19 protein-coding genes are annotated in these 23,371 nt (G+C 61.6%); 9 read left to right on the forward strand and 10 right to left on the reverse strand.

Features of this window, described 5'->3' with window-relative positions; genetic code table 11:
- The first annotated feature begins 28 nt into the window (after positions 1 to 28).
- From bglA to FKV68_RS03825, 4 genes are all read left to right on the forward strand, one after another.
- Positions 29 to 1,684: a beta-galactosidase BglA gene (gene bglA / locus FKV68_RS03810; RefSeq protein ID WP_180940208.1), complete on the forward strand. Its 1,656-nt coding sequence runs from the start codon at positions 29 to 31 to the stop codon at positions 1,682 to 1,684.
- Between the two features lie 73 nt (positions 1,685 to 1,757).
- Positions 1,758 to 2,846 carry an ABC transporter ATP-binding protein gene (locus FKV68_RS03815; RefSeq protein ID WP_180940209.1) on the forward strand — a complete coding sequence of 363 codons (1,089 nt, stop codon included), beginning with the start codon at positions 1,758 to 1,760 and terminating at the stop codon, positions 2,844 to 2,846.
- A gap of 296 nt (positions 2,847 to 3,142) precedes the next feature.
- Complete coding sequence (locus FKV68_RS03820; protein ID WP_180940210.1) at positions 3,143 to 3,541, forward strand: hypothetical protein; 399 nt, start codon at positions 3,143 to 3,145, stop codon at positions 3,539 to 3,541.
- Between the two features lie 131 nt (positions 3,542 to 3,672).
- Positions 3,673 to 4,038, forward strand: a complete 366-nt coding sequence (locus tag FKV68_RS03825) for a GFA family protein (protein ID WP_180940211.1) — start codon at positions 3,673 to 3,675, stop codon at positions 4,036 to 4,038.
- 132 nt (positions 4,039 to 4,170) lie between these two features.
- Here the strand turns inward: FKV68_RS03825 and edd are convergent, their stop codons facing one another.
- From edd to FKV68_RS03850, 5 genes are all read right to left on the reverse strand, one after another.
- Complete coding sequence (gene edd / locus FKV68_RS03830) at positions 4,171 to 5,988, reverse strand: phosphogluconate dehydratase (protein ID WP_180940212.1); 1,818 nt, start codon at positions 5,986 to 5,988, stop codon at positions 4,171 to 4,173.
- A 245-nt stretch (positions 5,989 to 6,233) separates the two neighbouring features.
- Positions 6,234 to 6,932 carry a 6-phosphogluconolactonase gene (gene pgl, locus FKV68_RS03835; protein ID WP_180940213.1) on the reverse strand — a complete coding sequence of 233 codons (699 nt, stop codon included), beginning with the start codon at positions 6,930 to 6,932 and terminating at the stop codon, positions 6,234 to 6,236.
- Positions 6,933 to 6,941: 9 nt separating this feature from the next.
- Positions 6,942 to 8,417, reverse strand: coding sequence for a glucose-6-phosphate dehydrogenase (gene zwf / locus FKV68_RS03840; RefSeq protein WP_180940214.1), 1,476 nt, complete (start codon positions 8,415 to 8,417; stop codon positions 6,942 to 6,944).
- A gap of 97 nt (positions 8,418 to 8,514) precedes the next feature.
- Positions 8,515 to 9,801, reverse strand: coding sequence for an NAD(P)/FAD-dependent oxidoreductase (locus FKV68_RS03845; RefSeq protein WP_180940215.1), 1,287 nt, complete (start codon positions 9,799 to 9,801; stop codon positions 8,515 to 8,517).
- Between the two features lie 15 nt (positions 9,802 to 9,816).
- Positions 9,817 to 11,253 carry a glutamine synthetase family protein gene (locus FKV68_RS03850; protein ID WP_180940216.1) on the reverse strand — a complete coding sequence of 479 codons (1,437 nt, stop codon included), beginning with the start codon at positions 11,251 to 11,253 and terminating at the stop codon, positions 9,817 to 9,819.
- A 133-nt stretch (positions 11,254 to 11,386) separates the two neighbouring features.
- Between FKV68_RS03850 and FKV68_RS03855 the strand changes: the two genes are divergently transcribed.
- On the forward strand, positions 11,387 to 12,571 hold the full coding sequence (locus tag FKV68_RS03855) for a BaiN/RdsA family NAD(P)/FAD-dependent oxidoreductase (protein WP_180940217.1): 1,185 nt from the start codon (positions 11,387 to 11,389) through the stop codon (positions 12,569 to 12,571).
- 273 nt (positions 12,572 to 12,844) lie between these two features.
- Here the strand turns inward: FKV68_RS03855 and FKV68_RS03860 are convergent, their stop codons facing one another.
- Positions 12,845 to 13,033 carry a hypothetical protein gene (locus FKV68_RS03860; RefSeq protein ID WP_180940218.1) on the reverse strand — a complete coding sequence of 63 codons (189 nt, stop codon included), beginning with the start codon at positions 13,031 to 13,033 and terminating at the stop codon, positions 12,845 to 12,847.
- 379 nt (positions 13,034 to 13,412) lie between these two features.
- Between FKV68_RS03860 and FKV68_RS03865 the strand changes: the two genes are divergently transcribed.
- Complete coding sequence (locus tag FKV68_RS03865; protein ID WP_180940219.1) at positions 13,413 to 15,938, forward strand: methyl-accepting chemotaxis protein; 2,526 nt, start codon at positions 13,413 to 13,415, stop codon at positions 15,936 to 15,938.
- A gap of 116 nt (positions 15,939 to 16,054) precedes the next feature.
- Here the strand turns inward: FKV68_RS03865 and FKV68_RS03870 are convergent, their stop codons facing one another.
- Entirely contained in the window at positions 16,055 to 16,228 is a 174-nt protein-coding gene (locus FKV68_RS03870; RefSeq protein WP_180940220.1) for a hypothetical protein, read from the reverse strand.
- 87 nt (positions 16,229 to 16,315) lie between these two features.
- Here FKV68_RS03870 and FKV68_RS03875 point away from each other — a divergent pair, with 87 nt between their 5' ends.
- Positions 16,316 to 17,197 carry a LysR family transcriptional regulator gene (locus tag FKV68_RS03875; protein ID WP_180940221.1) on the forward strand — a complete coding sequence of 294 codons (882 nt, stop codon included), beginning with the start codon at positions 16,316 to 16,318 and terminating at the stop codon, positions 17,195 to 17,197.
- A gap of 184 nt (positions 17,198 to 17,381) precedes the next feature.
- Here FKV68_RS03875 and FKV68_RS03880 read toward each other — a convergent pair whose 3' ends face one another.
- Together FKV68_RS03880 and aceA are read right to left on the reverse strand one after the other, a co-directional pair.
- Positions 17,382 to 17,621: an SMc00767 family acetate metabolism repressor gene (locus tag FKV68_RS03880; RefSeq protein WP_180940222.1), complete on the reverse strand. Its 240-nt coding sequence runs from the start codon at positions 17,619 to 17,621 to the stop codon at positions 17,382 to 17,384.
- A 130-nt stretch (positions 17,622 to 17,751) separates the two neighbouring features.
- Positions 17,752 to 19,041, reverse strand: coding sequence for an isocitrate lyase (gene aceA / locus FKV68_RS03885; protein WP_180940223.1), 1,290 nt, complete (start codon positions 19,039 to 19,041; stop codon positions 17,752 to 17,754).
- 228 nt (positions 19,042 to 19,269) lie between these two features.
- Here aceA and FKV68_RS03890 point away from each other — a divergent pair, with 228 nt between their 5' ends.
- Entirely contained in the window at positions 19,270 to 20,679 is a 1,410-nt protein-coding gene (locus FKV68_RS03890; protein WP_180940224.1) for a helix-turn-helix domain-containing protein, read from the forward strand.
- A 4-nt stretch (positions 20,680 to 20,683) separates the two neighbouring features.
- Here the strand turns inward: FKV68_RS03890 and FKV68_RS03895 are convergent, their stop codons facing one another.
- On the reverse strand, positions 20,684 to 21,637 hold the full coding sequence (locus FKV68_RS03895) for a fatty acid desaturase family protein (RefSeq protein ID WP_180940225.1): 954 nt from the start codon (positions 21,635 to 21,637) through the stop codon (positions 20,684 to 20,686).
- 441 nt (positions 21,638 to 22,078) lie between these two features.
- Between FKV68_RS03895 and FKV68_RS03900 the strand changes: the two genes are divergently transcribed.
- Positions 22,079 to 23,173: a polyamine ABC transporter substrate-binding protein gene (locus tag FKV68_RS03900; protein WP_180940226.1), complete on the forward strand. Its 1,095-nt coding sequence runs from the start codon at positions 22,079 to 22,081 to the stop codon at positions 23,171 to 23,173.
- Positions 23,174 to 23,371: the final 198 nt, after the last annotated feature.

Genomic DNA, 23,371 nt, shown 5'->3' on the forward strand with positions numbered 1-23,371 from the left:
GATTTCAGGACAAGGACCTTTTACACGAATGAACATGACAGAAACGACCGGCTCCATCCTCAAGCCCGACAGGGACTGGTGGCGTGGAGCGGTGATCTACCAGATCTACCCGCGCTCCTTTCAGGACACCAACGGCGATGGCATCGGCGACCTGAACGGCATCACCGCCCGGCTGCCGCATGTCGCGGCGCTCGGCGTCGATGCGATCTGGATTTCGCCCTTCTTCACCTCGCCAATGAGGGACTTCGGTTATGACGTTTCCAACTACAGGGATGTCGATCCGATCTTCGGCAAGCTCGAGGACTTCGACGCGCTGATCGCCGAGGCGCATCGGCTCGGCCTTCGGGTCATGATCGATCTCGTCCTGTCGCACACGTCCGATCGGCATCCCTGGTTCGTCGAAAGCCGGTCAAGCCGCAACAACGGCAAAGCCGACTGGTACGTCTGGGCCGATTCCAAGCCCGACGGAACCCCGCCCAACAATTGGCTGTCGATTTTCGGCGGCTCGGCCTGGGCCTGGGATCCGACGCGGCTGCAATATTACCTGCACAACTTTCTGACCTCGCAGCCGGACCTCAACCTGCACAATCCGGAGGTGCAGGAGGCCCTGCTTGCCGTCGAACGCTTCTGGCTCGAGCGCGGCGTCGACGGCTTCCGGCTCGACACCATCAACTTCTTTTTCCACGACAAGAAATTGCGCGACAATCCGGCATTGGTGCCGGAGCGACGCAATGCCTCGACGGCACCGGCGGTCAATCCGTACAATTATCAGGAACACCTCTACGACAAGAACCAGCCGGAAAACCTCGAATTCCTCAAGCGCTTCCGGGCGGTGATGGACGAATTTCCGGCGATCGCCGCCGTCGGCGAAGTTGGCGACAGCCAGCGCGGGCTTGAGATCGCCGGCGAATACACCTCCGGCGGCGACAAGATGCATATGTGCTATGCCTTCGAGTTTCTGGCACCCGATCCCTTGACGCCGCGCCGTGTGGCCGAGGTGCTGCTTGATTTCCAGAAGGCGGCGCCCGAAGGGTGGGCCTGCTGGGCGTTCTCCAATCATGATGTCGTCCGGCACGCCAGTCGCTGGGCCGACGGCGTCAGCGATTACGGCGCCCACGCCAAGCTGCTCGCAAGCCTGTTGATGTCGCTGCGGGGTTCGGTTTGCATCTATCAGGGCGAGGAACTCGCGCTGCCAGAAGCGGAGCTTGCCTATGAGGACCTTCAGGATCCTTACGGCATCCAGTTCTGGCCCGACTTCAAGGGACGCGACGGCTGCCGCACGCCCATGATATGGGAGAGCATGCCGGACGGCGGGTTCAGCGACGCCAAGCCGTGGCTGCCGGTTCCCGAGAACCACCTCGCCCAGGCCGTCGCCGTTCAGGAGGCCGATCCGGCCTCGGTCATGCAGCATTACCGCCGCTTCCTCAACTTCAGGAAGGCGTATCCGGCCTTTGCAAAGGGCGCGATCGAGTTTTTCGAGACTGAGGCGCCGCTTCTTGGTTTCCTGCGTACCCATGGTAATGAGAAACTGCTCTGCCTGTTCAACATGAGCGAAGGGCTCGCGACGGCGAACGTGCCGACCGAACCGCTGGAACCGCTCGAAGGACATGGGTTCGTTTCGGAGATGAGGGATAACACGATCAATCTTCCGGCCTGGGGCGCGTTCTTCGCGCGTTTGGCCTAAGCATCTTCAAGCGAGGCGGACGCCGGTCGCATGAAGAAGATGCATTCTGAAGAAACAGCGAGGGGAGGATGCGATGACGGGCCTGCTGCTTAAAGATATCCACAAGTCCTATGGGGCCGTTGATGTCATTCACGGCATCAACCTCGACATCAAGCAGGGCGAGTTCATCGTCTTCGTCGGGCCGTCGGGCTGCGGGAAATCGACGCTGCTGAGAATGATCGCCGGCCTGGAGGAGATAACCGGCGGCGACATGTTCATCGACGGCGACCGCGTCAACGATGTGCCGCCATCGAAGCGCGGCATCGCCATGGTATTCCAGTCCTATGCGCTCTATCCGCACATGACGGTCTACGACAACATGGCTTTCGGCATGCGGATCGCCAAGGAGTCGAAGGAGGAGATCGACCGCCGCGTGCGCTCGGCGGCGGAAATCCTCCAGCTCACGAACTATCTCGACCGTTTGCCAAAGGCGCTCTCCGGCGGCCAGCGTCAGCGCGTCGCGATCGGACGGGCGATTTGCCGAGATCCCAAGGTCTTCCTTTTCGACGAGCCGCTGTCGAACCTCGACGCTGCTCTGCGCGTCGCCACGCGGATCGAGATCGCCAAGCTCAACGAGCAGATGGCCGACACCACAATGATCTATGTTACCCATGACCAGGTGGAGGCGATGACGCTTGCCGATCGCATCGTCGTGCTTTCTGCAGGCCACATCGAGCAGGTCGGCGCGCCGCTCGAACTTTATGAGCGCCCGGCGAACCTTTTTGTCGCCCGCTTCATCGGCTCGCCGGCGATGAACATCATCCCCTCGACGATCTCGGCCACCGGCGAGCAGACGACTGTGACCCTCGCAGGCGGCAAGTCGGTGACGCTCGACATAGCCACGAACGCTTCCGAGAAAGGAAAGAAGGCGAGCTTCGGCGTGCGGCCGGAAGACCTCCAGGCCGCGCAGTCCGAAGATTTCCTGTTCGAAGGAACGGTTTCGATCGTCGAGGCGCTCGGTGAAGTAACTCTGCTCTATATCGAGGGACTGGTCGAAAACGAACCGCTCATCGCGAAGATCCCCGGCATCCCGCAGGTCAACCGGGGAGACAAGGTGCGCTTCACAGCAGACAAGGCGAAGCTTCACCTCTTCGATGCCGAAGGACGGAGCTATCGCGCCTAGAGCATCCCGCTTTCAAGTGAAATCACTGAAAGCGGATAAGATGCTCTGGAATCAAAGTGCTAAAGCGTCCTGTGCGTTCACCTGAACGCACGGCGCTCTGGTCATCCCACCGGTGGACGGTGCAATCGGAGAACGAGCGCGGGCGTTCTGCTCCGTCTTCAGTTAGATAGATTTAACCATATCTCACCCGTCCGGCGCTGCCGGGCGGGTTTTCCACATGTGACTGGCAAGCCAAACTCTCTGTTAAATTTCATGGGTTAGCGTGACCGCAGATTGAAATGCGAAAGGCGAATTCGATGAGCGGCGCGGCCCAGCACTTCCTCAACAAGGAAGAGTCCTTCATGTACGATCGGGAAGCGAATTTCCCAATGGAGGACACTCGCAACGAGGCGCGCATCGAATTCACCGAGAAGGGTATGCAGCACCTCTCGTCTCGCCGCTGCGAGATCATCAAGCTTTCCAAAAGTAGCGCACTCATAGGCATCACGACGCAGTTCCAACTGCCGCGGAACTTCTATCTCGATATCCCGAGTGCACGCCTTCCCTTGATCGGCTGCCTGCTCAAGCGCGTCCACGGCAACAATATTATCGAAGCGCGCTTCCTGCGGCTTTTGACAGATCGCGATCTGAACCGGATTTTCGTCTACAGCACACATCCGAACCACCGCAACCGCACCCTCGATATCTATCGCTGACAGGAAAAAAGTGCGCCGCGTCTGGCGCTCGTGTCTTGCATTTCGTTCCGTCTTGACCGGATTACCTGCGTCTCCGAGACTCTACCCGTGACTTCTTTGAGATCGACTGCGATTCAGGCTGGAGAACCGCCATGCAGCGACCCTATCGCCTTTCCTGTCATTGCGGCGACATCTGTGTCGAGGTCGACGCTGAGCTATCGCGATTGCTCGAGTGCAATTGCTCGACGTGCCGGCGTTCCGGTTTCCTGCATTGGAAGGTGGATGCCGCCGCTGTCAGGCTGATTACCGAAAAGCGCCGCCTGTCGACCTACATCTGGCGCGGTGTAAGCGAAGGCCATCACTTCTGCCCGACATGTGGGACTGCGATCCTGCGAAGCGGCTATCCGGGCGACCGCGTCTCGCTCAACGCTCGCTGCATCGAGGGCGTCGATGTATTCACGCTCGAAATCGAACGGTACGACGGCCGAAACGACATGCCTCCCGGGCCGCTCCCGTAGCTGAACGACAGCAGATGTCCGACGCCGCTCTAGAGCAATTCCAGGAAAAGTGTGTAACGGTTTTCCGTCCGGAATTGCGTAGTTTCAACGAGTTAGATCATTTTCACTGTTTCAATGAAACAATGAAATGATCTAGAATAGGACGCTCGCCCCATGATCGGCCGCGCCGGCGATCCGGCGGAACGGCGCGAAGAGTTCGCGGCCCATGCCGAATTCGTTGTCGGAGAGGTCGATATGGGCTGGCACGCGCGTTTTCAGCGCAATGTCTTCGATCAATACCTCGACCGTTCCGGCAAGCGCGTCGATGCGGATGATGTCACCTTCCTGGATGCGCGCGATCGGCCCGCCGTCCTTGGCTTCCGGCGTGACATGGATGGCTGCCGGGACCTTGCCGGACGCGCCCGACATGCGGCCGTCGGTCAGGATGGCCACCTTCTGGCCGCGGTCCTGCAGGATGCCGAGCACGGTCGTCAGCTTGTGCAGTTCCGGCATGCCATTGGCCTTCGGACCCTGGAAGCGGACCACGGCAACGAAATCGCCCTCCAGCTTGCCCGCCTTGAACGCCGCGTTGAGCTCGGCCTGGTCGTGAAAGATCTTCGCCGGCGCTTCGATGATATGACGATCCGGCTTGACGGCCGAAATCTTGATGACCGCCTTGCCGAGATTGCCGGCGAGCATCTTTAGCCCGCCGGTGTGCTGGAACGGTTGATCGATCGTCGCCAGCACCTTCGGATCGGCGCTCTCTTGCGGCGCCGGCTCGCGGTGTACGCCACCATTGGCGCCGAGCTTGACGTCGATCGCATAGGCGTCGAGGCCCCGGCCGAACACCGTCCGGACGTCGTCGTGCAGCAATCCATTCTTGAGCAGTTGGCCGATCAGGAAGCCCATGCCGCCGGCGGCGTGGAAATGGTTCACGTCCGCGAGCCCGTTCGGATAGACGCGAGCCAGAAGCGGCACGATGTCGGAAAGTTCGGAGATGTCCTGCCAGGTGAGCAGGATGCCCGCGGCGCGCGCCATGGCGACGAGATGCATGGTGTGGTTGGTCGAGCCGCCCGTTGCATGCAGGCCGACGACGCCGTTGACGATCGATCGTTCGTCGATCATCTCGCCGGCGGGGGTGAACTCGTTGCCCATGGCGGTGATGGCAAGCGCTCTTTTCGCTGCTTCCTTCGTCAGCGCGTCGCGCAGCGGCGTGCCAGGATTGATGAAGGAGGCGCCGGGCAGGTGGAAGCCCATGATCTCCATCAGCATCTGATTGGAGTTGGCGGTGCCGTAGAAGGTGCAGGTGCCGGGGCCGTGATAGGACTTGGACTCCGCCTCGAGCAGTTCGTCGCGACCGACCTTGCCCTCGGCAAAGAGCTGGCGGACGCGCGCCTTTTCGTCATTCGGCAGCCCCGTCGTCATCGGCCCGGCGGGAACGAAGATCGCGGGCAAATGACCGAAGGTCAGAGCTGCGATGACAAGGCCGGGCACGATCTTGTCGCAGACGCCGAGATAGACGGCCGCATCGAACATGTTGTGCGACAGGCCGACGCCGGCGGACATCGCGATCAGGTCGCGCGAAAAGAGCGATAGCTCCATGCCGGGCTGGCCCTGGGTGACGCCGTCGCACATCGCCGGCACGCCACCGGCAACTTGCGCCACGCCGCCCGCCTCGCGTGCCGCCTCCCGGATTAGCGCCGGGTAGGTCTCGAAGGGCTGGTGCGCCGAGAGCATGTCGTTGTAGGAGGTGATAATACCGAGATTGGGGACGCGGTCACCCGCGAGCGCCGCCTTCTCCGCGGGGGAACAGACGGCAAACCCGTGTGCGAGGTTGCCGCAGCCAAGCACGCTGCGATGCGGCCCATTTGCGGCGGCGCTACGGACACGATCGAGATAGGCTTCGCGCTGGGGTTTCGAACGCTCGACGATGCGGGCGGTGATGGCGGCAACGCGGGAATCGGCGGACATGATACATCCTGTTCCGGAGCCTTTGAAGGCCCCTGTCTTCATCCTGTCATCGGTCTACAGCGGCCGTGCGGCACCGCATCGGCGGCTGTAACAGTTTGAATTGCTGAGGAATCTGGCCTCAGTTCGATCGCGAAATGAGGATAGATCACTCAACACGACCTGCGCACTCGGGAGAACGCGCAAGGAAAGCTCTGGTTCGGGCCGTTATCTGCCTCGGCGGGCGTTCCCCGAAGGGGGCCGCCTCGTTACGGTGCCCAATAGATCTGCAGCGGCGAGGTCGCGCGCCGCAACATGGCGCGGATCGGCATCTCCGCCTCATCACCGGACGCCTCCGCTCGGGCAAGAACCTCCTTCTTGCCGTCGCCCTCGATATGCAGGACGAGCAGCCCGGCGTCCTCAAGGCTGGAAAACGTAAATGTCAACCGCGGTTCGCCCGCGCCGTCCGCCTCCATCGTGATCACGCCGCGTGGCGTCGCCGGATCGATCGCCTCCTTAAGGCGCGTCCCTCCCGGGAAGAACGAGGCGGTGTGTCCGTCCGTTCCCATCCCGAGAACAACGACATCGAAGGGCGCGCCGACTGCGGCCGCCGACCGGCTTGCCTTCACTGCGGCATCCTCGGCCGTGGCTGCAGCGTGGTAGAGCGGCAGGAACTTTGCCGCCGTCGCCTTGTTCTGCAGCAGATTGGCGGCGACCAGCCCGTGGTTGGAGCGTTCGTTTTCCGGCGGCACGAACCGTTCGTCGACAAGGGTGACGGTCACTTTCGTCCAATCGAGTTCGCGCCGCGACAGGGCTTGGAAGAAGGCTTTCGGCGTCGATCCGCCGGAGACCGCGATACTCGCAGCGCCGCGAGCTTCGATCGCCGCGGCGAGCTTGGCGCTGACCGCATCCGCCAGTCCCTCCGCCAATGCGGTTCCATTCTCGAATGTGTGCAGGGTGGTGCTCATGAGCCGGTCCTAGATCGTGTCGTTCCAGGTGCGGCCGTCGCGCTCGATGAGCGCGATCGACTGGCTCGGCCCCCAGGTGCCGGCGGTATAGCCCTGCACCTGCTGTCCGGTCGTTTCCCACGCCTTGAGGATGGGGTCGATCCATTGCCACGCGGCTTCCACTTCGTCGCGGCGCACGAACAGCGTCTGGTTATTGCGGATGACATCGAGCAACAGCCGTTCATAGGCATCGGCGTTGCGCACGGCGAAGGCTTCCGCGAAGCTCATGTCGAGCGGGACGTTCCGCAGGCGCATGCCCCCCGGTCCCGGGTCCTTGATCATAAGCGATTGCTTGACGCCTTCGTTCGGCTGGAGGCGGATCATCAACTGGTTCGCCGAAATGCGTCCGGCACTGTGATCGAAGATCGAGTGAGGGATCTGCTTGAAGGTGATGACGATCTCCGACATGCGGCCCGCCATGCGCTTGCCGGTGCGAATATAGAAAGGCACGCCGGCCCAGCGCCAGTTGCTGACCTCGGCCTTGATCGCGACAAAGGTCTCCGTGTTGGAAACGCCGCCTTCGAGCTCCTCGAGATAGCCCTTTACCGGACCGCCGGCGGATGCGCCGGCACGATACTGGCCGCGAACCGTCACCTGCTCGACATTGGTCGCGGTGATCGGCTTCAGCGCGCGAAGCACCTTGAGCTTTTCGTCGCGCACGGCCTCCGCGTCCATCGAGGTCGGCGCTTCCATGGCGACGAAACAGACGAGCTGCAGGATGTGGTTCTGCACCATGTCGCGGAGCGCGCCCGCCTTGTCGTAGTAGCCGGCGCGGTTTTCGAGTCCGACGGACTCCGAAACGGTGATCTGCACGTGGTCGATATGCGCCGAGTTCCACAGCGGCTCATAAAGCGCATTGGCAAAGCGCAGCGCCATGAGGTTCTGCACCGTCTCCTTGCCGAGGTAGTGATCGATGCGGAAGATCTGCTCTTCGCGGAACACCTTGCCGATCGTGTCGTTGAGTTCCGTCGCCGTGGCGAGGTCGCGTCCGATCGGTTTTTCGACGACGATCCGGGTGTTCTTGGTGATGAGCTTGTGGTCGCGAATCTTCTCCGAAATATCTCCGAAGATCGCCGGTCCGACGGCGAGATAGAAGGCGCGGATACGATCCTTTCCCTCTTCGAGGATTTTCTTCAGCTCGTCCCAGCCCTGATCGGATTTGGCGTCGACCGAGACGTAGTAGAGCCGGGCCGTGAACTTTGCCACTTCCGCTTCGTTGAATTCGCCCTGCTTCAGATGCTCCTTCAAGGCGTCGGTCGCGAACGTGCGGTATTCCTCGTGGGTCAGTGCCGCGCGTGATGCGCCTATGATTCGCGTCGGCTCGCTGAATTGACCTTCGATCTGCCGGTGATAGAGCGCCGGCAGAAGCTTGCGCTCCGCAAGATCGCCGGTGCCCCCGAACACCACATAGTCAAACGGGTCGACGGGAATGATCTGGCTGCTCATGGGATATCTCGATCTCTTTCAGGTCAGGGGAGGTATAATCTAATCGATTTAAAAAGGCTAGGGTGCGACGCAACAAAATGCGCGCGCACGCGGCTTTTTAGAACCGGTCGCGCAAGGCATACCAGCTGAGCGCGAGAAACAGCAGCGCCGAGCGGAATCGCATTCCGCCCGGGAAAGCGGGTATTTTCAAGGCCTTGAGGAGATCCAGCTCCGTCTGTTTGCCCAGGACGAGGTCAGCATAGAGCTTGCCGCAATAGTTGGACAGCATGACGCCGTGCCCGGAATAGCCGCCGATGCTCGTGACCCCCGGCATGACCTCCCGGCAGAAGGGCTGGCGCGGCATGGTGATGCCGACCGAACCGCCCCAGGCGTGGGTAATCTCGACGTTGGCGAGTGCCGGATAGATCTCGCTGATCTGACGGCGGATATGGCTGGAAATGTCGCGTGGATTGTCGGCGGTATAGGCTTCGCGCCCGCCGAAGAGCAGCCGTCCGTCTTTCGATTTGCGGAAATAGCGCACGACGAAACGGGAATCGTCGACCGATTCCCCGCCGGGCAGCACATCCGGATGGTCGGACAGGACCTTTGTAGCGCCAATGAACGAGCGGATAGGCATGACGTGGCTGGCGGTCACGGGCTCCAGGTTGCCGATATAGGCATTGCAGGCGAGCAGCGCCCGATCGGCGGTGATCGCGCCGCGATCGGTGTCGATGACGACCGCGGCCCCCTTTTTCTCGATCTTCAGCGCCTTTGTCTGCTCGTGGAGGCTGGCGCCGGCACGGGCCGCCTGCGTTGCGAGGCCGACGAGCAGTTTCATCGGATGGATGTGCCCGGTGCCGGTGTCGCGGATGCCGAAGTGATAATGGTGCGATCCGAGCCGGCTTGCGGTCTCTTCGCGTTCCATCAAGGAGAGGTGCGGATATCCGAAACGCTCCGTCATCGCCTCGACATGGCGGCGGTAGTCGTTCTCGAGGCTTTTCTTGTGGCCGACGGAAAGCTGCCCCGGCACGAATTCGATGTCGATTCCGTGTTCGCCGGCGAAGCCCAGGAGATAGCGCTTGGCGTTCTCCGCCATCTCGAACAGCAGCTTGGCGCGCTCGTGGCCGAGCGTCTCTTCCGTATCCTCCGCCCATGCGCGCTGGCCGGTGCCGAATTGGCCGCCGTTGCGACCCGAGGCGCCGTCGCCGAAACGGCAGGCGTCGATCAACGTGACGTCAGCTCCGTTTTTCGCGAGATTGTAGGCGGCTTGAAGACCTGTGTAGCCGCCGCCGACGATGGCGACGCCGGTTTTCCGCGACCCCGCCAGCGCTGGATAGACCGGACGCTCAGGGATCGTCGCCTCATACCAGGAAATTCCGGGCGAGATCGGGCTTTGCCAGGGCATGAGGCCGCCTTTCGGTCAGACGTTCAGAAGCAGGAATTCGCGTTCCCACGGACTGATGACCTGCATGAAGGTCTCGAATTCGCCACGCTTCACGCCGGCATAGATGGCGATGAATTCGGGCGTGAAGACATCGGCGAGCGAAGGTGCGGATTCAAGCAGCGACACGGCCTCGAGCAAGCCGCGCGGCAGATCGATTTCGCCTTCGTTGGCGGTGTCCTCGGTCGGCGGCGTGGGTTGCAGACCCCCGATGATGCCGAGATAGCCGCAGCCGAGCGAGGCGGCGAGCGCCAGGTAGGGATTGGCGTCCGAACTCGGCAGGCGGTTTTCGATGCGTCGCGCCGCCGCATCCGATACGGGGATGCGGAACGCCGTCGTCCGGTTATCGTAACCCCAGGCGGTGTTCACCGGCGCCGACATGTCGGGCGTCAGCCGCCGGTAGGAGTTCACGTAGGGCGCCATCATCGCCAACGTCCGCGGCACATAATGCTGCATGCCGCCGATAAAGGAGAAGAACTCCTTCGATGGTGACCCGTTCACATTCGAGAAGAGGTTGCGACCGGTGTTGATCTCGACCACCGACTGGTGAATGTGCATCGCCGAGCCGGGCTGGCCCTGCATCGGCTTCGCCATGAAGGTCGCGTAGATGCCGTGCTTCAGTGCCGCTTCACGAATTGTCCGCTTGAACAGGAAAACCTGGTCGGCAAGCTCGATCGGGTCGCCGTGCCTGAGGTTGATTTCGAGTTGCGCCGGTCCCTCTTCGTGAATGAGGGTATCGATCTCGAGGCCCTGCTTCTCGGAGAAGTGGTAGATGTCGTCAATCAGTTCGTCGAATTCGTTGATGCCGGCGATCGAATAGCCCTGGCCGCCGAGAATCGAGCGGCCGGAGCGGCCCTTCGGCGGACGCAGCGGATAGTCCGGATCGTCGTTCTGGGCGACGAGATAGAATTCGATCTCGGGCGCGACGACCGGCTTCCATCCCTTCTGGCGATAGAGGTCGACCACGCGTTTCAATACGTTGCGCGGCGTATAGTTGATCTGCTCGCCCTGCGAGCCGACAATGTCGCAGATCACCTGCGCCGTCGGGTCGGACTCCCAGGGAACAATAGACAGGGTCGAAAGGTCCGGCACCAGCTTGATGTCGCTGTCGCGCGAATCGTAACGGAACTGGCCGGTCTCCTCGGGATATTCGCCGGAAATGGTGTGACGGTAGATCGCCGACGGCAGGGCGAGCGAGGTGTTGGAGGTGAATTTTGAGGTCGGCATCATCTTGCCGCGCGGTACGCCGGCAAGGTCGGGCGTGATGCACTCGATGTCTTCAATGCCGCGGATCCTGAGCCAGTCGACCGCTTCCTTCCAGGTCTTCACGCCTCGCGGCGAATGCAGGGCGGCGGGTATTTTCGAAGTCTTGCTGATCTTTGCTGCTTGCTGGGCGACACTTCTCTTGGAGGGCATAAATCACCGGTTTTGGCTTCGGATTGCGCATCATACCCGGAGTTTGACGATTGGCTAGAGTAGCGCGACGGATCACGATTGACTTTTGGTTCCGCCATCGGAAAGGAAGGCTGAAACGCGAAAAGGGTCTTCCGTGGCAGAAAAACACGACGTGGTGATCATTGGCGCCGGTGCCGCCGGCATGATGTGCGCGATCGAGGCGGGAAAACGCGGACGCCGCGTGCTCGTGCTCGATCACGCCAAGGCACCTGGGGAGAAGATCCGCATTTCCGGCGGCGGCCGCTGCAACTTCACCAATATTCACGCCGGACCGAAGAACTTCCTCTCCGAGAATCCGCATTTCTGCAAGTCGGCGCTGGCGCGCTACCGGCCGCAGGATTTTGTTGCACTGGTCGAGAGGCACGGCATTGCATGGCACGAGAAGACGCTTGGCCAGCTCTTCTGCGATCATTCGGCGAAGGACATCATCCGCATGCTGCTTGCCGAGGTGCAGGAGGCGGGCGTGGCTCTCCGGCTTGCAACGGCGGTCTCGGCGGTCGAGAGAGTCGCGTCCGGCTTCCGGGTGACGACGGATGATGCTGCCGTCGAGGCTGCGTCGCTGGTGGTGGCGAGCGGCGGCAAGTCGATTCCGAAAATGGGTGCCACGGGTTTTGCCTACAGGATCGCCGAACAGTTCGGCTTGCCGATCGTTGAAACGCGGCCTGCACTGGTTCCGTTGACCCTCGATCCGGCGCAACTGGAAAAGATCGGCGAACTGGCCGGCGTTGCCGCCGATGCCGAGGCGCGCTGCGGCAAGGCCGCCTTCCGCGAAGCGGTGCTGCTCACCCACCGCGGCTTGAGTGGACCCGCCATCCTGCAGATCTCCTCCTATTGGCGAGAGGGCGCGGAGATCGTTCTGCGGCTGATGCCGGATATCGATATCGCGTCCATCCTCAAGGGGATGCGCCGAACGAACGGGCGGCAGGCCGCACAGACCGCCCTGGCCGACATCCTGCCGCGACGGCTGGCGCAGTTCTTTGCGGAAGAAGCCAAGCTCGCGGGGCGGATGCTCGCCGACCTTTCCGACAAGGCCATCGACGCGCTGTCGGCTTCCGTCCAGAACTGGACGCTGAGGCCCGCCGGGTCGGAGGGCTACAGGACCGCCGAAGTTACGCTCGGCGGGGTCGATACCCGTGCGCTCGATTCCCGAACGATGCAGGCGAGGGAAGTTCCGGGGCTTTATTTCATCGGCGAATGCGTCGATGTCACCGGATGGCTCGGCGGCTACAATTTCCAATGGGCCTGGGCCTCCGGTTTCGCCGCCGGTCAAGAGGTGTGACCATGCGGAAGAATTGGTGATTTGCCTTTTCAGCCATTGTTAACGGAAATGGCTGAACCTGAATTCATGGCTGCACGGCCTGCACAGGACTGGGGCGGTCCCTAAAAGGAAACCACACTGTTTCCATTTCATGGACTTTCCCTGGCCGCAGGATGAAGGCAGCATGATGTGCATGGTCGCCGGGTTGGCTGCCAGCAATTCAAGGTTGCAGCGTCCTTTGCGCGTCGGAAAACGCGCGGCGCTGCAGGACAAGGACAGGATGCCATGACCCACTCACGCCGCCGTCCCCGCGCTGTTGCGATTGCCCGCACCGAGCAGAGCCACTTCCACCATGAGCTCATTGCCTTCGGTGCTGTTATCGCTTTGTTTCTCGTTGTAACCTTCGCGACGTTCGCCGCGTTCTGAATGCAAAGTCAGGAAGGCGGAAGCGTCTTCCAGGTGAAGCGCGTTCACCTGATCCAAATTGCGGCGCCTGTGATCCGGCCGAAACGGCATGGCCGTTGTCGCAATATCGTCCCGGCCCCATCACCGCGTCAAAACTGACGGCCGCTTATACAAATCTTAATCGTTCAAATCGACTATGGCGCCCGAGTGAGTCCCGTCAGGGCCTCGCCGCCCTACAGCGCCGCGCGTCTGTCAGACGCGCAAGGAAACATGCAGTAAGAGGCAGCGTGGCTCCGCAATGATTGCCGGCGGACTAGCGGCGTGCGCCGCATGATTTCCCGAAAAACATCAGCCTGTTTGCGCATCGGGTGGCTGTTCCTCCGCAAGCAATCGCTTGGGGCGGTACGTCGGGCCATCGGGGGAAGCGAAACGCGAGCTGCGAGCCAAGGTGTTTTCAATGTTCATTGATAGAGTTCTTGCCCGGTTCAAGATTCAGACGAAGGTTCTGTTCTTCATTCTGCCGTTTGTCGTCAGCATCTCGGCTGTCGGCATCACCGGCCTCTACGCATCGGGCCTGCTGCAGGGTCGCATGGAGATTTCAAACAGCGTCCTGCAAACGCTGAGCGGCTTCAAGGACGTCTACGCCGGGATGAATAACTTCCTGTACAAGACGACCGAGGAAAGCCGCGATGCGGTTCGTGCGACGATCGCTGCGCAGAAGGATATCCTCGCTGATACCGCCGCACAGGTCGCCGGCCAAAACGGACAGGACGAGCTGACCGCTGCAATCGCCGCGACCAGCGATATCGAGGCGCGTATCGAGGGTCTTTGGACGTTGCATGTCGGCGAGCAGGAGCTGCGCGCGGCCACGACGGCCAATCTCGAGCGCCTGGTGGCCGAGCAATCGAAGATCAATGACGAGACGAACCGGCTGCAATATGCCGTGCGCAAGGACGAGAACGCGGCGAAGACGATGCTCCGGAACGCCGAAAAGCTCCTTCGCGCCGGCCGCTTCTTCGCGGAGTTCGGCACGGAGGTCGCCAAAGCGACCACGGTCGAAGAGAAGCTGAAGCAGGTCAAGGATCGCTTCCCGATGGTCGGCCGCACGCAGCGCGAGATCTTCACCTTGCTGCCGAAGGGCGAAAAGTCCCTCGCCGACACCGTGAATTCAGCCTCGAGCGAGATCGGCTCCCTGATCAAGGCCCCGGTCGGACCCGAAACACTCGGCAGCATTTCGAAATATGTCGATCGCTTCCGCACCGCGAGCTTCCGCCTCGAAGCCGCCTCCGTCGGCAAGATGCGCGACGCCACCCAGATCTTCAGCGAGCTCGACGAAAAGATTGCGAGCACCGAGTCCGTGCTGACCGCAACACGCCGGCTCTCCACGTCGATCACCGATGTCCAGATCGCCGCGGCGGCCTTCCTCGGCAGCTCGACTGAGGAAAATCGCAAGAGGCTCCTGGACAAGTTCCTCGCCGTTCAGGCCAATTTGACAACCTTGCGCGGCGTCGCCATCGGAATGAGTTTCTTCGATACGACGTCGGATGCCCTTCTGTCGATCCTCGACGTAATGAAGAAGGATAGTGTTGCGCTGGTAGCGAGTTCCGACAAGCGCAGTTCCGAGTTCAATGCTGCCGGTGAATCGATCAATGAGATCTGGGGTGATCTGACCGAGTTCGCCGAGCAGCAGAAAGTCGCGGCCGGTACCGAACGAGACGAAGCGAACCAGATCTCCGTTGCTGCAACCGTCGGCGGCGTCATCATCGCATTGCTCGCCGGCATCGCGCTTACGCTGACGCTGAAGAAACCGATCGGACAGATCACCGCCGCCATGCGCCGCCTTGCCGACGGCGTGCTCGATACGGCGATCGACGGCGACGCGCGGCGCGACGAGATCGGCGACATGGCGCGCGCCCTCGGCGTGTTCAAGGAAAACGCCCTTTCCAAGGTGCGCATCGAGGCGGAAAGCGAAGACCAGCGCGCTCGTGCCGAAGCGGAACGCAGCCGCAACGACGCCGAGAAGCGCGAGCTGGACCGGCAGATCGATCTTGCGGTCAGCGAACTCGCCGCCGGCCTCGGACGTCTGGCGCAAGGCGATCTCTCGCACCAGATCGAAGTGCCCTTCCACGGCCGGCTCGAGCAACTGCGCACCGATTTCAACGGATCGCTCATCCGCCTTCAGGATACGCTCGCCCAGATCCGGACGAACGCCCAGGCGATCCAGCAGAGCGGTGCGGACATGCATCATTCGGCCGACTCGCTCTCCAAACGCACCGAAGCCCAAGCGGCTTCGCTCGAGGAGACCGCGGCCGCGGTCGACCAGATCACGGCGACCGTGCGTTCCTCGGCAGAGCGTGCACATGAGGCGAACCTCGCCGTTTCGCAGACCAAGAAGAGCGCCGACAGCTCCGCGACGGTGGTCACCAATGCCATCGCCGCGATGGGCCGCATCGAAGAGGCTTCACGCCAGATCGAGCAGATCATCGAGGTCATCGACGACATCGCCTTCCAGACCAACCTGCTGGCCCTCAACGCCGGCATCGAGGCGGCACGCGCCGGAGAGGCGGGCAAGGGCTTTGCCGTCGTCGCGCAGGAGGTCCGGGAACTGGCGCAACGGTCCGCCGAGGCGGCGCGGGAAATCAAGGGGCTGATCAACAAGTCGACCGAAGAGGTCAATTCCGGCTCTCATCTCGTCAAGGAGACCGGCGCGGTGCTTGCCTCGATCAGCGCCCAGATCGTCTCCGTCAGCCAGCATGTGGAAATGATCGCGACGGCAAGCCGCGACCAGGCGGCGGCTCTGAACGAGGTCAACGGCTCCGTCAACCAGATGGATCAGATGACCCAGCAGAATGCCTCGATGGTCGAGGAAGCGACGGCCACCAGCCGAGCACTCGCAAACCAGGCGGATACGCTGATGATGCTCGTCGAGCAATTCCGGCTGGAGCCCGAAGTGGCGACCGGCCAAACTTATCGCGCTGCCTGAGCGGTAGCGACCAGCCGCGACGGGCTTGCTCGCTTGCGGCAATGTACGGACCGAACGCCGTGCGCTCGACCGGGCGCACGGCGTTGTCAATTGGGGTCGCCCGCGGTGCAAAGCTCTCAAACCGGGCCGCAGTCTGTGCGGCATTTTTCCGGCGGCGACTTCTGGGTGATTGCGGAAAACAGGCGGCCCATGAGGGCCTTGCGCTGCGGTCGGCGCGGCCTGAACGTGTCGTCCCAGCGGCGGTTCTTGGAAAGCATGTCGAATAAAAAGGCCATTGCCATCAGGTCCATGGTGATGCTCCTCGTTTTGGGCATCTCCTTTTTTATGCATTCAAAACTGTTTTACATACAGCTCAGTTCCCCATATGTTTTTCACCCATGAAAAACATGGACTGGGACATCTACCGCTGTTTCATGACTGTGGCGCGCGCCGGCGGCCTGACCGGTGCGGCGCAGGTGACCGGCTTGAGTCCGGCAACCATCGGCCGCCGGATGCTGGAGATCGAGGAGCGTACCGGGCGCTCGCTCTTCGTGCGCAGCCAGACCGGCTACGTGCTGACCGCCGACGGACGCCTCCTGTTCGAGCAATTGCGGGAAATGGAGGCGGCGGCGCGCAAGATTGAGAGCTGGCAAAAGGAAGGCGAGGGGATGCCGGTCGTGCGGATCGCGGCCGGAACGTGGAACGCGTGGCTGATCGCGGAAAATTTTCCCGCGATCTGCACTGAGCGCGACGTCTTTGCCATATCGCTTTCGATCGGGGAGGCGCGCGCCAATCTTGCCTATCGGGAGAGCGATATCGGCATTCGCGCCTTCGAGCCGCAAGAGACATATCTGGCGTCGCGCTTGATCGGCGAAGTGGCCTACGCCGCCTACCGGCAGAAAAATGCGCCCGGCGGCGGGCCCGAGCGCTGGGTCGCGGTTGCGGAGGAAGAGGCGATCTCGGCCTATCTGCGCTGGCCGCATGACCAGGCGGCTGGCCGCATCGTTGCGACGGTAGGTCGCCCCCGGTCCTTGCTCGATCTCGCGCGTGCCGGGGCGGGAAGGGCGGTTTTGCCCTGCTTTGTCGGCGATCTCGATCCGCTGCTCGAGCGCGCGAGCGAGGAAATAGAGCCGCTCAGACATCGGCAGTGGATTGTCATGAACAACGAGGACCGACACCGGCGGGAAATCCGCACCGTCGTCGACCGGATGACGCGACTATTACGCAGCCACGTGGACCTGTTTGCCGGCAAGCGCCCGCGGCGAACCGCATCAGTGTAGCACCGCAACGAGCACCGGCCGACTTTGCAGCCGGCCGGTGCTCTGGTCTCTTAACGGGAGCGGCTACGCGGCCAGCTTCGAGCGCGAAAGCCCGCTACGGGAATCCGCTGCCTGAGGGACAGCGCGCCATGCCAGTAGATGCCCGAAAGCATGAGGACGAGCGCGAGAGCCGCTGTTTCAAACATCACGACCGTCCTTGTGTGACGATGACCGGAATGAGCAGGTCGCCCCAGTTGCCTTCGCCACCATGATGGCGTGCCGAGCGCACGAGCTCGACCGAAACGCCGGCGTCGACGGCCTTCATGACCGACTGATTGAGCCGATGCAGGTCGTTCGCGACCATGCGGATCGCCGCCTGCTGGTCAGGGGTCATGGCCGACGACTGTTCCTCGGCCCGTTCCTTGACGCGTGTCTGTACTGTCATTGGCGTTGCTCCTTCGGAGGTTAAAGCCGGATGCGGGGCACTCCGTCCCGCTTTCGGTTCGAGGTTCTGTTTTTTCCGGGGCGCGCGACGGGCAGGGATGCCGCGCGCCCCGGCTTTCATTCTGCGTCTTTCATTCCGCTGCCGGGCGGAACTGGTCGTGCTCAGTCGATTCCTTCATGGCGGTGGTCGAGGACTGGCCGCCGGTGATCGCCAGCGATACGGCATCGAAGTAGCCGGTGCCGACCTCGCGCTGGTGTTTGGTTGCGGTGTAGCCGTTGGCCTCGGCTGCGAATTCCGCTTCCTGCAGCTCCGAATAGGCGGCCATCTGGCGGTCCTTGTAGCCGCGCGCAAGCTCGAACATGCCGTAGTTCAACTGATGGAAGCCGGCGAGCGTGATGAACTGGAACTTGTAGCCCATTGCTCCAAGCTCGCGCTGGAACTTGGCGATCGTCGCGTCGTCGAGGTTCTTCTTCCAGTTGAACGATGGCGAACAATTATAGGCGAGCAGCTTGCCCGGATGCGCCCTGTGTACGCCTTCGGCGAATTTGCGCGCCTGCTCCAGATCCGGCTTCGAGGTTTCGCACCAGATGAGGTCGCAATGCGGCGCGTAGGCGACGGCGCGGGCGATGCAGGGCTCGATGCCGTTCCTTACCTGATAGAACCCCTCAACCGTGCGGCCGGCATCGTAGTCGACGAAGGGCCGGTCGCGTTCGTCGATGTCCGAGGTGAGCAGCTTCGCCGCTTCCGCATCGGTACGGGCGATGACGAGCGTTGGCGTTCCCATGACGTCGGCGGCAAGCCGCGCGGCGTTCAGGTTGCGGATATGCGCGGCGGTCGGGATCAGCACCTTGCCGCCGAGATGGCCGCATTTCTTTTCCGACGCAAGCTGATCTTCGTAGTGGACACCTGCCGCACCAGCTTCGATGAAGGCCTTCATGATCTCGAAGGCGTTCAACGGTCCGCCGAAGCCCGCTTCGGCGTCGGCGACGATCGGCGCGAACCAGGTCTCGACAGAAAGCCCATTGTCTTCGGCGGTCTCGATCTGGTCGGCGCGCTGCAGCGTGCGGTTGATGCGCTTCGCCAATTCCGGTGCGGCGTTGGCCGGATAGAGCGACTGGTCCGGATACATCGCCGAGGCCGTGTTGGCGTCGGCGGCGACCTGCCAGCCGGAGAGATAGATCGCCTTCAAGCCGGCGCGAACCATCTGCATGGCCTGGTTGCCGGAGAGCGCGCCGAGCGCATTGACGAAATCCTCGTCGTGGATGAGCTTCCAGAGGCGGTTGGCACCCATCTCGGCAATAGAATAACGGATTTCCACCGACCCCCGCAGCCGCTTTACATCTTCGGCGGTATAGGGGCGCTGGATACCGTCGAAACGTCCCTGCGGCGCGCTGGGAACCAGTTTGTAAAAATCAGTCATTCTTACCTCCTCGTAAAAACAGATAGCTCTTCCACTTTGGTCTTACGCCAGTCTTGGTCATACGATCATGTGACTTTTTTTACATTGCAGTGCACGAGAACGCCACGGAAAACGCAGATATGCCGGATTCAAAAGGGTTACCTTGTCTTGTGTTTGACAGTGGAAATCAGTAAAATTGTAAAAAGTGTCAAAGCGGTTACAGCGCCGGATTTGTAAAGGGAGTTACAAATGGCCGAAAACAAGATCTTCGCCGGGCCGCGCGTCAGACGTATCCGCAATGGTCTTCAGTTGACGCAGACGGCGATGGCGGAGGCGCTCGGCATCTCACCCTCCTACCTGAATCTCATCGAGCGCAATCAGCGGCCGCTGACGGTGCAGCTTCTTCTCAAGCTCTCCTCAGTCTACAAGGTGGACCTCGACGAGTTGCAGGGCGAAAGCGGTGGCGGTCTTGCGCAGTTGCGCGAGGTATTCGCCGATCCGCTCCTGGCCGGCGAACTGCCTGGTGATCAGGAACTGATCGAAATCGCCGAAGCGGCGCCCAACGCCTCCGGAGGCATTGTCAAGCTTTATCGTGCCTATCGCGAGCAGGCGTCACGCCTGAAAGATCTCGCCGATCTCCTGGCGGGACAGGGGCACATGGCGGCGCTTTCGGGCACTCGGCTGCCGATCGATGAGATGCGCGAGGCGTTCGAGTCGCGGCCCAATCATTTCGCGCGGATCGAGGAGGCGATGGAGGCGTTTCACGCCGCGCTTTCGCCCGGAGACGATCTCACCGGAGCGCTGAAGGCCTGGCTCAAGAAGGAGCATGGTCTCGTCGTCAGAACGCTGCCGGTGCACGCCATGCCGAACCTGCGCCGCCGCTTCGACCGGCACTCGATGCGGCTCTTTATTTCCGAACGCCTGTCACCTTTCGACCAGACGCGGGAAATCGCCATGGAAGTGGCGTCGATCGCCTGCCACCAGGCGATCGACGCCGAGCTGGAGCACTTCCGCTTCTCGACCGCCGAGGCGCGCCGCATCGGTCGCTTCGAACTCGCGCGCTATGCCGCCCACGCCTTGATGATGCCCTATCAAGCGTTTCTAGCCGCGGCGCAGCGCGCGAAATACGACATCGATATCTTGCGATCGCGCTTTCAGGTGTCCTTCGAACAGGCGGCCAATCGACTGACGATGTTGCAGCGCCCCGGCGCCGCGGGCATCCCGTTCTTCCTTATGGAGATCGACAATGCCGGCCACCGGTTGCGCCGCGCGGGCGCGCTCGGCTTTCCTGGTGCGCGCTTCGGCGGCGCCTGTCCCAAGCTCAACATCCATGCAGCCTTCGCCGTGCCGGGCCAGGTTCTCGTCGATCGCGTCGAAATGCCCGAGGGCAGCGAGTACCTTGTCGTTTCGCGGACGCTCGACGGACCGCGAGCGGGCTTTCAGGAGAGGGTGAGACGCACCGCACTGCTCATCGGCTGTGATGCCGGCTTTTCGGAGGAAGTCGTCTACGGCGCTTCGCGGATGCCGCCTATACCCGTCGGTGCAGCCTGCCGCCTCTGCGAGCGGCAAGGCTGTCTGGCGCGCGCCGAACCACCTGTCACCCGCCCGCTCGGCCTCGACGAGATGGCGACGGGCCTCAGCGTTTTCGATTTTCAGTAGCCGGTCAGTAGCTGGCCGGGTGCTGATTGGGCAACAGCGGCGCCTCGGGCGCGAAGCATTCCGCCGCGAGTCCGGTGGTGTAGCCGCGGGTGATGTGGGCCTTCTCCGCATAGGCCTTGTTTCGCATCAGGATCGCGTGCAGTTCCGGCAGGTTGTAGTAGGGCACGCCGGGATAGAGGTGGTGCTCGAGGTGGTAGTTGATGTTGTGGGGAGCGAAGAAGAGCTTCTCCCAGGCGTACGGATAGACAGTGCGCGAGCTCGTCAGCTCGTCGCCGTAGTCCATGTTGCCGAAGTGCTCGGCGACGCTGCGCACATACAGAAACAGGCAGAAGAAGGTGAAGAAGGGCACAAGCCAGTAGAGCACGAATTCGCGCCAGATGCCGAGGGCCGTGAAAACGACAGCGGCCGAAAGGTAGAACCCAAGCCGTAGCGCCTTGTAGGCCGGCGTCGAGCGATCCGTCTTCGAGATCCTCTTGGCCATGTGAATGAAGTCGCGGACCGAATTCACCGCGACGAGATAGCCGAGCAGTTGCGCAATACCGCGTGCCAGCTTCTGCGGGAAGGTAAATTGTGCCAGGTCGCGCTTTGCGACCCAGTCCGGGTCGGCATCGGTATTGGCGTGCTGGTGGTGGGCGAGGTGGTTCTGGCGATAACCGTCAACAGTTGCCAGCACCGGCCAGGCCAGCAGAATGTCGCTCATCCAGTCGCTGAGCTTGCGATCGCGGATGATGCGGTAGTGGGCGGCCTCGTGCACCATGCAGCCGAAGGCGTGCATTCGCCCAGCGATCACGGCGATGGCGATCACGTAGACGAGGATATTGCCGGCATATTCGCTGACAGCGATCGCCGCCGTGATGATGGTCCAGTCCGTGGCGATTGCCGTTAGTGTTTTTCTCGGCTGCAGAACCGAGAGGCGTTTCAATTCCCTCGGATCGATCCTGCGGTTTCGCTCGCTCATGACGTGGTCCGGACGCTGATACACAACCGCCGGCAAATTTGCACTTCCACTACGGTTAATCAATCGTAAACGCGGCCCGTGAGTCGGCATGTTTGCACGATGGTTAACGCGCAGGTCGTCTCTGCTTGGCACAGGGTGTCCAACTGCATGTTTCCTTAAATCGCAGCCGATTTGAGGATAAAAACATGCAGCATTCAAAGTGGTACAGCGTCCCTGACGCGTCTGGTAAGACGCGCGGCGCTGTAGGCGTACCGCCATAAGTGCCCGTTTTTGCTTGCGCTTGCCAAAATGCATTAGACACGGGATCGTGCCTGAATCCCGAGCGAAAGCGCTTGAGGTTGGCGAGAAAGATGCCTAACCTCGGCTCCGGACCGCTCAAGATTGCGCTGTACCAAACGGCTCAGCGGCTCTTGTCGAGAACCGATAATAATGAGGGAACGAATGTCCAAAATCGTGATCGCAACACTGGCCGCCGCCGCGCTGGCGGGATCGACGATGCTCGCTTCTGCGCAGGAGCGGGTCGTCAACGTCTATAACTGGTCGGACTATATCGACAGCAGCATTCTCGAGGACTTCACCAAAGAGACCGGCATCAAGGTCGTCTATGACGTCTTCGATTCCAACGAAATCCTGGAGACGAAACTGCTGGCCGGCGGCTCCGGCTACGACGTCGTGGTGCCGACGGCGTACTTCCTGCAGCGCCAGATCGCGGCCGGCGTCTTCCAGAAGCTCGACAAGTCGAAGCTCCCGAACCTGTCGAACATGTGGAACGTCATCATGGAGCGTACGGCGAAGTACGATCCCGGCAACGAATATGCCGTCGACTACATGTGGGGCACCACTGGCATCGGCTACAATGTCGACAAGATGAAGGAAATCCTGGGCACGGATGAGAAGCCGAACTGGGACGTCATCTTCAAGCCCGAAGTGGCCGCAAAATTCAAGGATTGCGGCATCCATATCCTCGACTCCCCGACCGATGTCGTTCCCTCGGCGCTTGCCTATCTTGGACTCGACCCCGACAGCCACGAAACGGCCGAACTCGAAAAGGCCGCGGAACTGCTGACAAGCATCCGGCCCTACGTCCGCAAGTTCCACTCGTCCGAATACATCAATGCGCTCGCGAACGGCGACATCTGCCTGGCCGTCGGGTTCTCCGGCGATATCTTCCAGGCGCGGGACCGTGCGGCGGAAGCGAAAGCCGGCGTGACGGTCGATTATTCGATCCCGGCGCAGGGCGCGCAGATGTGGTTCGACATGCTGGCGATTCCCGCCGACGCGCCGCATGTTGCCGAAGCGCATGAGTTCATCAATTACATGATGAAACCGGAGGTCATTGCCAAGGCCTCGAACTATGTCTTCTACGCCAATGGCAACAAGGCTTCTCAGCAGTTCCTGGACAAGGAAGTCTTGGAAGACACGGCTATCTATCCGTCGGACGAGGTGATGCAGAAGCTGTTCACCATCACACCATTCGAGCCCAAGGAGCAGCGGGTGTTGACCCGGCTCTGGACCAAGGTCGTCACCGGCCAGTAAGACCAGAAGCGAATTGCCCGGCCCCAAGATCCGGGCAATTTTTTTGGGCGGGAGGGGGAAAGACGAGTCGTTGTTTTTCGCCCGTCTTCCGCCCGGCGTAAGATTGCAATGGGCGCCTGCCGCATGTTGCCTTAAAGCGTAGCCGATTTAAGGATAAAACATGCAGCAATTCAAAGTGCTGCAGCGTCCTTTGCGCGT

It is taken from the genome of Sinorhizobium mexicanum, from assembly GCF_013488225.1.
Taxonomy (GTDB): Bacteria; Pseudomonadota; Alphaproteobacteria; order Rhizobiales; family Rhizobiaceae; genus Sinorhizobium; species Sinorhizobium mexicanum.

Coding starts and splice junctions, on each gene's coding strand:
- bglA (WP_180940208.1), top strand. CDS start 29: ATGAACATGACAGAAACGACCGGCTCCATCCTCAAGCCCGACAGGGAC.
- FKV68_RS03815 (WP_180940209.1), top strand. CDS start 1,758: ATGACGGGCCTGCTGCTTAAAGATATCCACAAGTCCTATGGGGCCGTT.
- FKV68_RS03820 (WP_180940210.1), top strand. CDS start 3,143: ATGAGCGGCGCGGCCCAGCACTTCCTCAACAAGGAAGAGTCCTTCATG.
- FKV68_RS03825 (WP_180940211.1), top strand. CDS start 3,673: ATGCAGCGACCCTATCGCCTTTCCTGTCATTGCGGCGACATCTGTGTC.
- edd (WP_180940212.1), bottom strand. CDS start 5,988: ATGTCCGCCGATTCCCGCGTTGCCGCCATCACCGCCCGCATCGTCGAG.
- pgl (WP_180940213.1), bottom strand. CDS start 6,932: ATGAGCACCACCCTGCACACATTCGAGAATGGAACCGCATTGGCGGAG.
- zwf (WP_180940214.1), bottom strand. CDS start 8,417: ATGAGCAGCCAGATCATTCCCGTCGACCCGTTTGACTATGTGGTGTTC.
- FKV68_RS03845 (WP_180940215.1), bottom strand. CDS start 9,801: ATGCCCTGGCAAAGCCCGATCTCGCCCGGAATTTCCTGGTATGAGGCG.
- FKV68_RS03850 (WP_180940216.1), bottom strand. CDS start 11,253: ATGCCCTCCAAGAGAAGTGTCGCCCAGCAAGCAGCAAAGATCAGCAAG.
- FKV68_RS03865 (WP_180940219.1), top strand. CDS start 13,413: ATGTTCATTGATAGAGTTCTTGCCCGGTTCAAGATTCAGACGAAGGTT.
- FKV68_RS03870 (WP_180940220.1), bottom strand. CDS start 16,228: ATGGACCTGATGGCAATGGCCTTTTTATTCGACATGCTTTCCAAGAAC.
- FKV68_RS03875 (WP_180940221.1), top strand. CDS start 16,316: ATGAAAAACATGGACTGGGACATCTACCGCTGTTTCATGACTGTGGCG.
- FKV68_RS03880 (WP_180940222.1), bottom strand. CDS start 17,621: ATGACAGTACAGACACGCGTCAAGGAACGGGCCGAGGAACAGTCGTCG.
- aceA (WP_180940223.1), bottom strand. CDS start 19,041: ATGACTGATTTTTACAAACTGGTTCCCAGCGCGCCGCAGGGACGTTTC.
- FKV68_RS03890 (WP_180940224.1), top strand. CDS start 19,270: ATGGCCGAAAACAAGATCTTCGCCGGGCCGCGCGTCAGACGTATCCGC.
- FKV68_RS03895 (WP_180940225.1), bottom strand. CDS start 21,637: ATGAGCGAGCGAAACCGCAGGATCGATCCGAGGGAATTGAAACGCCTC.
- FKV68_RS03900 (WP_180940226.1), top strand. CDS start 22,079: ATGTCCAAAATCGTGATCGCAACACTGGCCGCCGCCGCGCTGGCGGGA.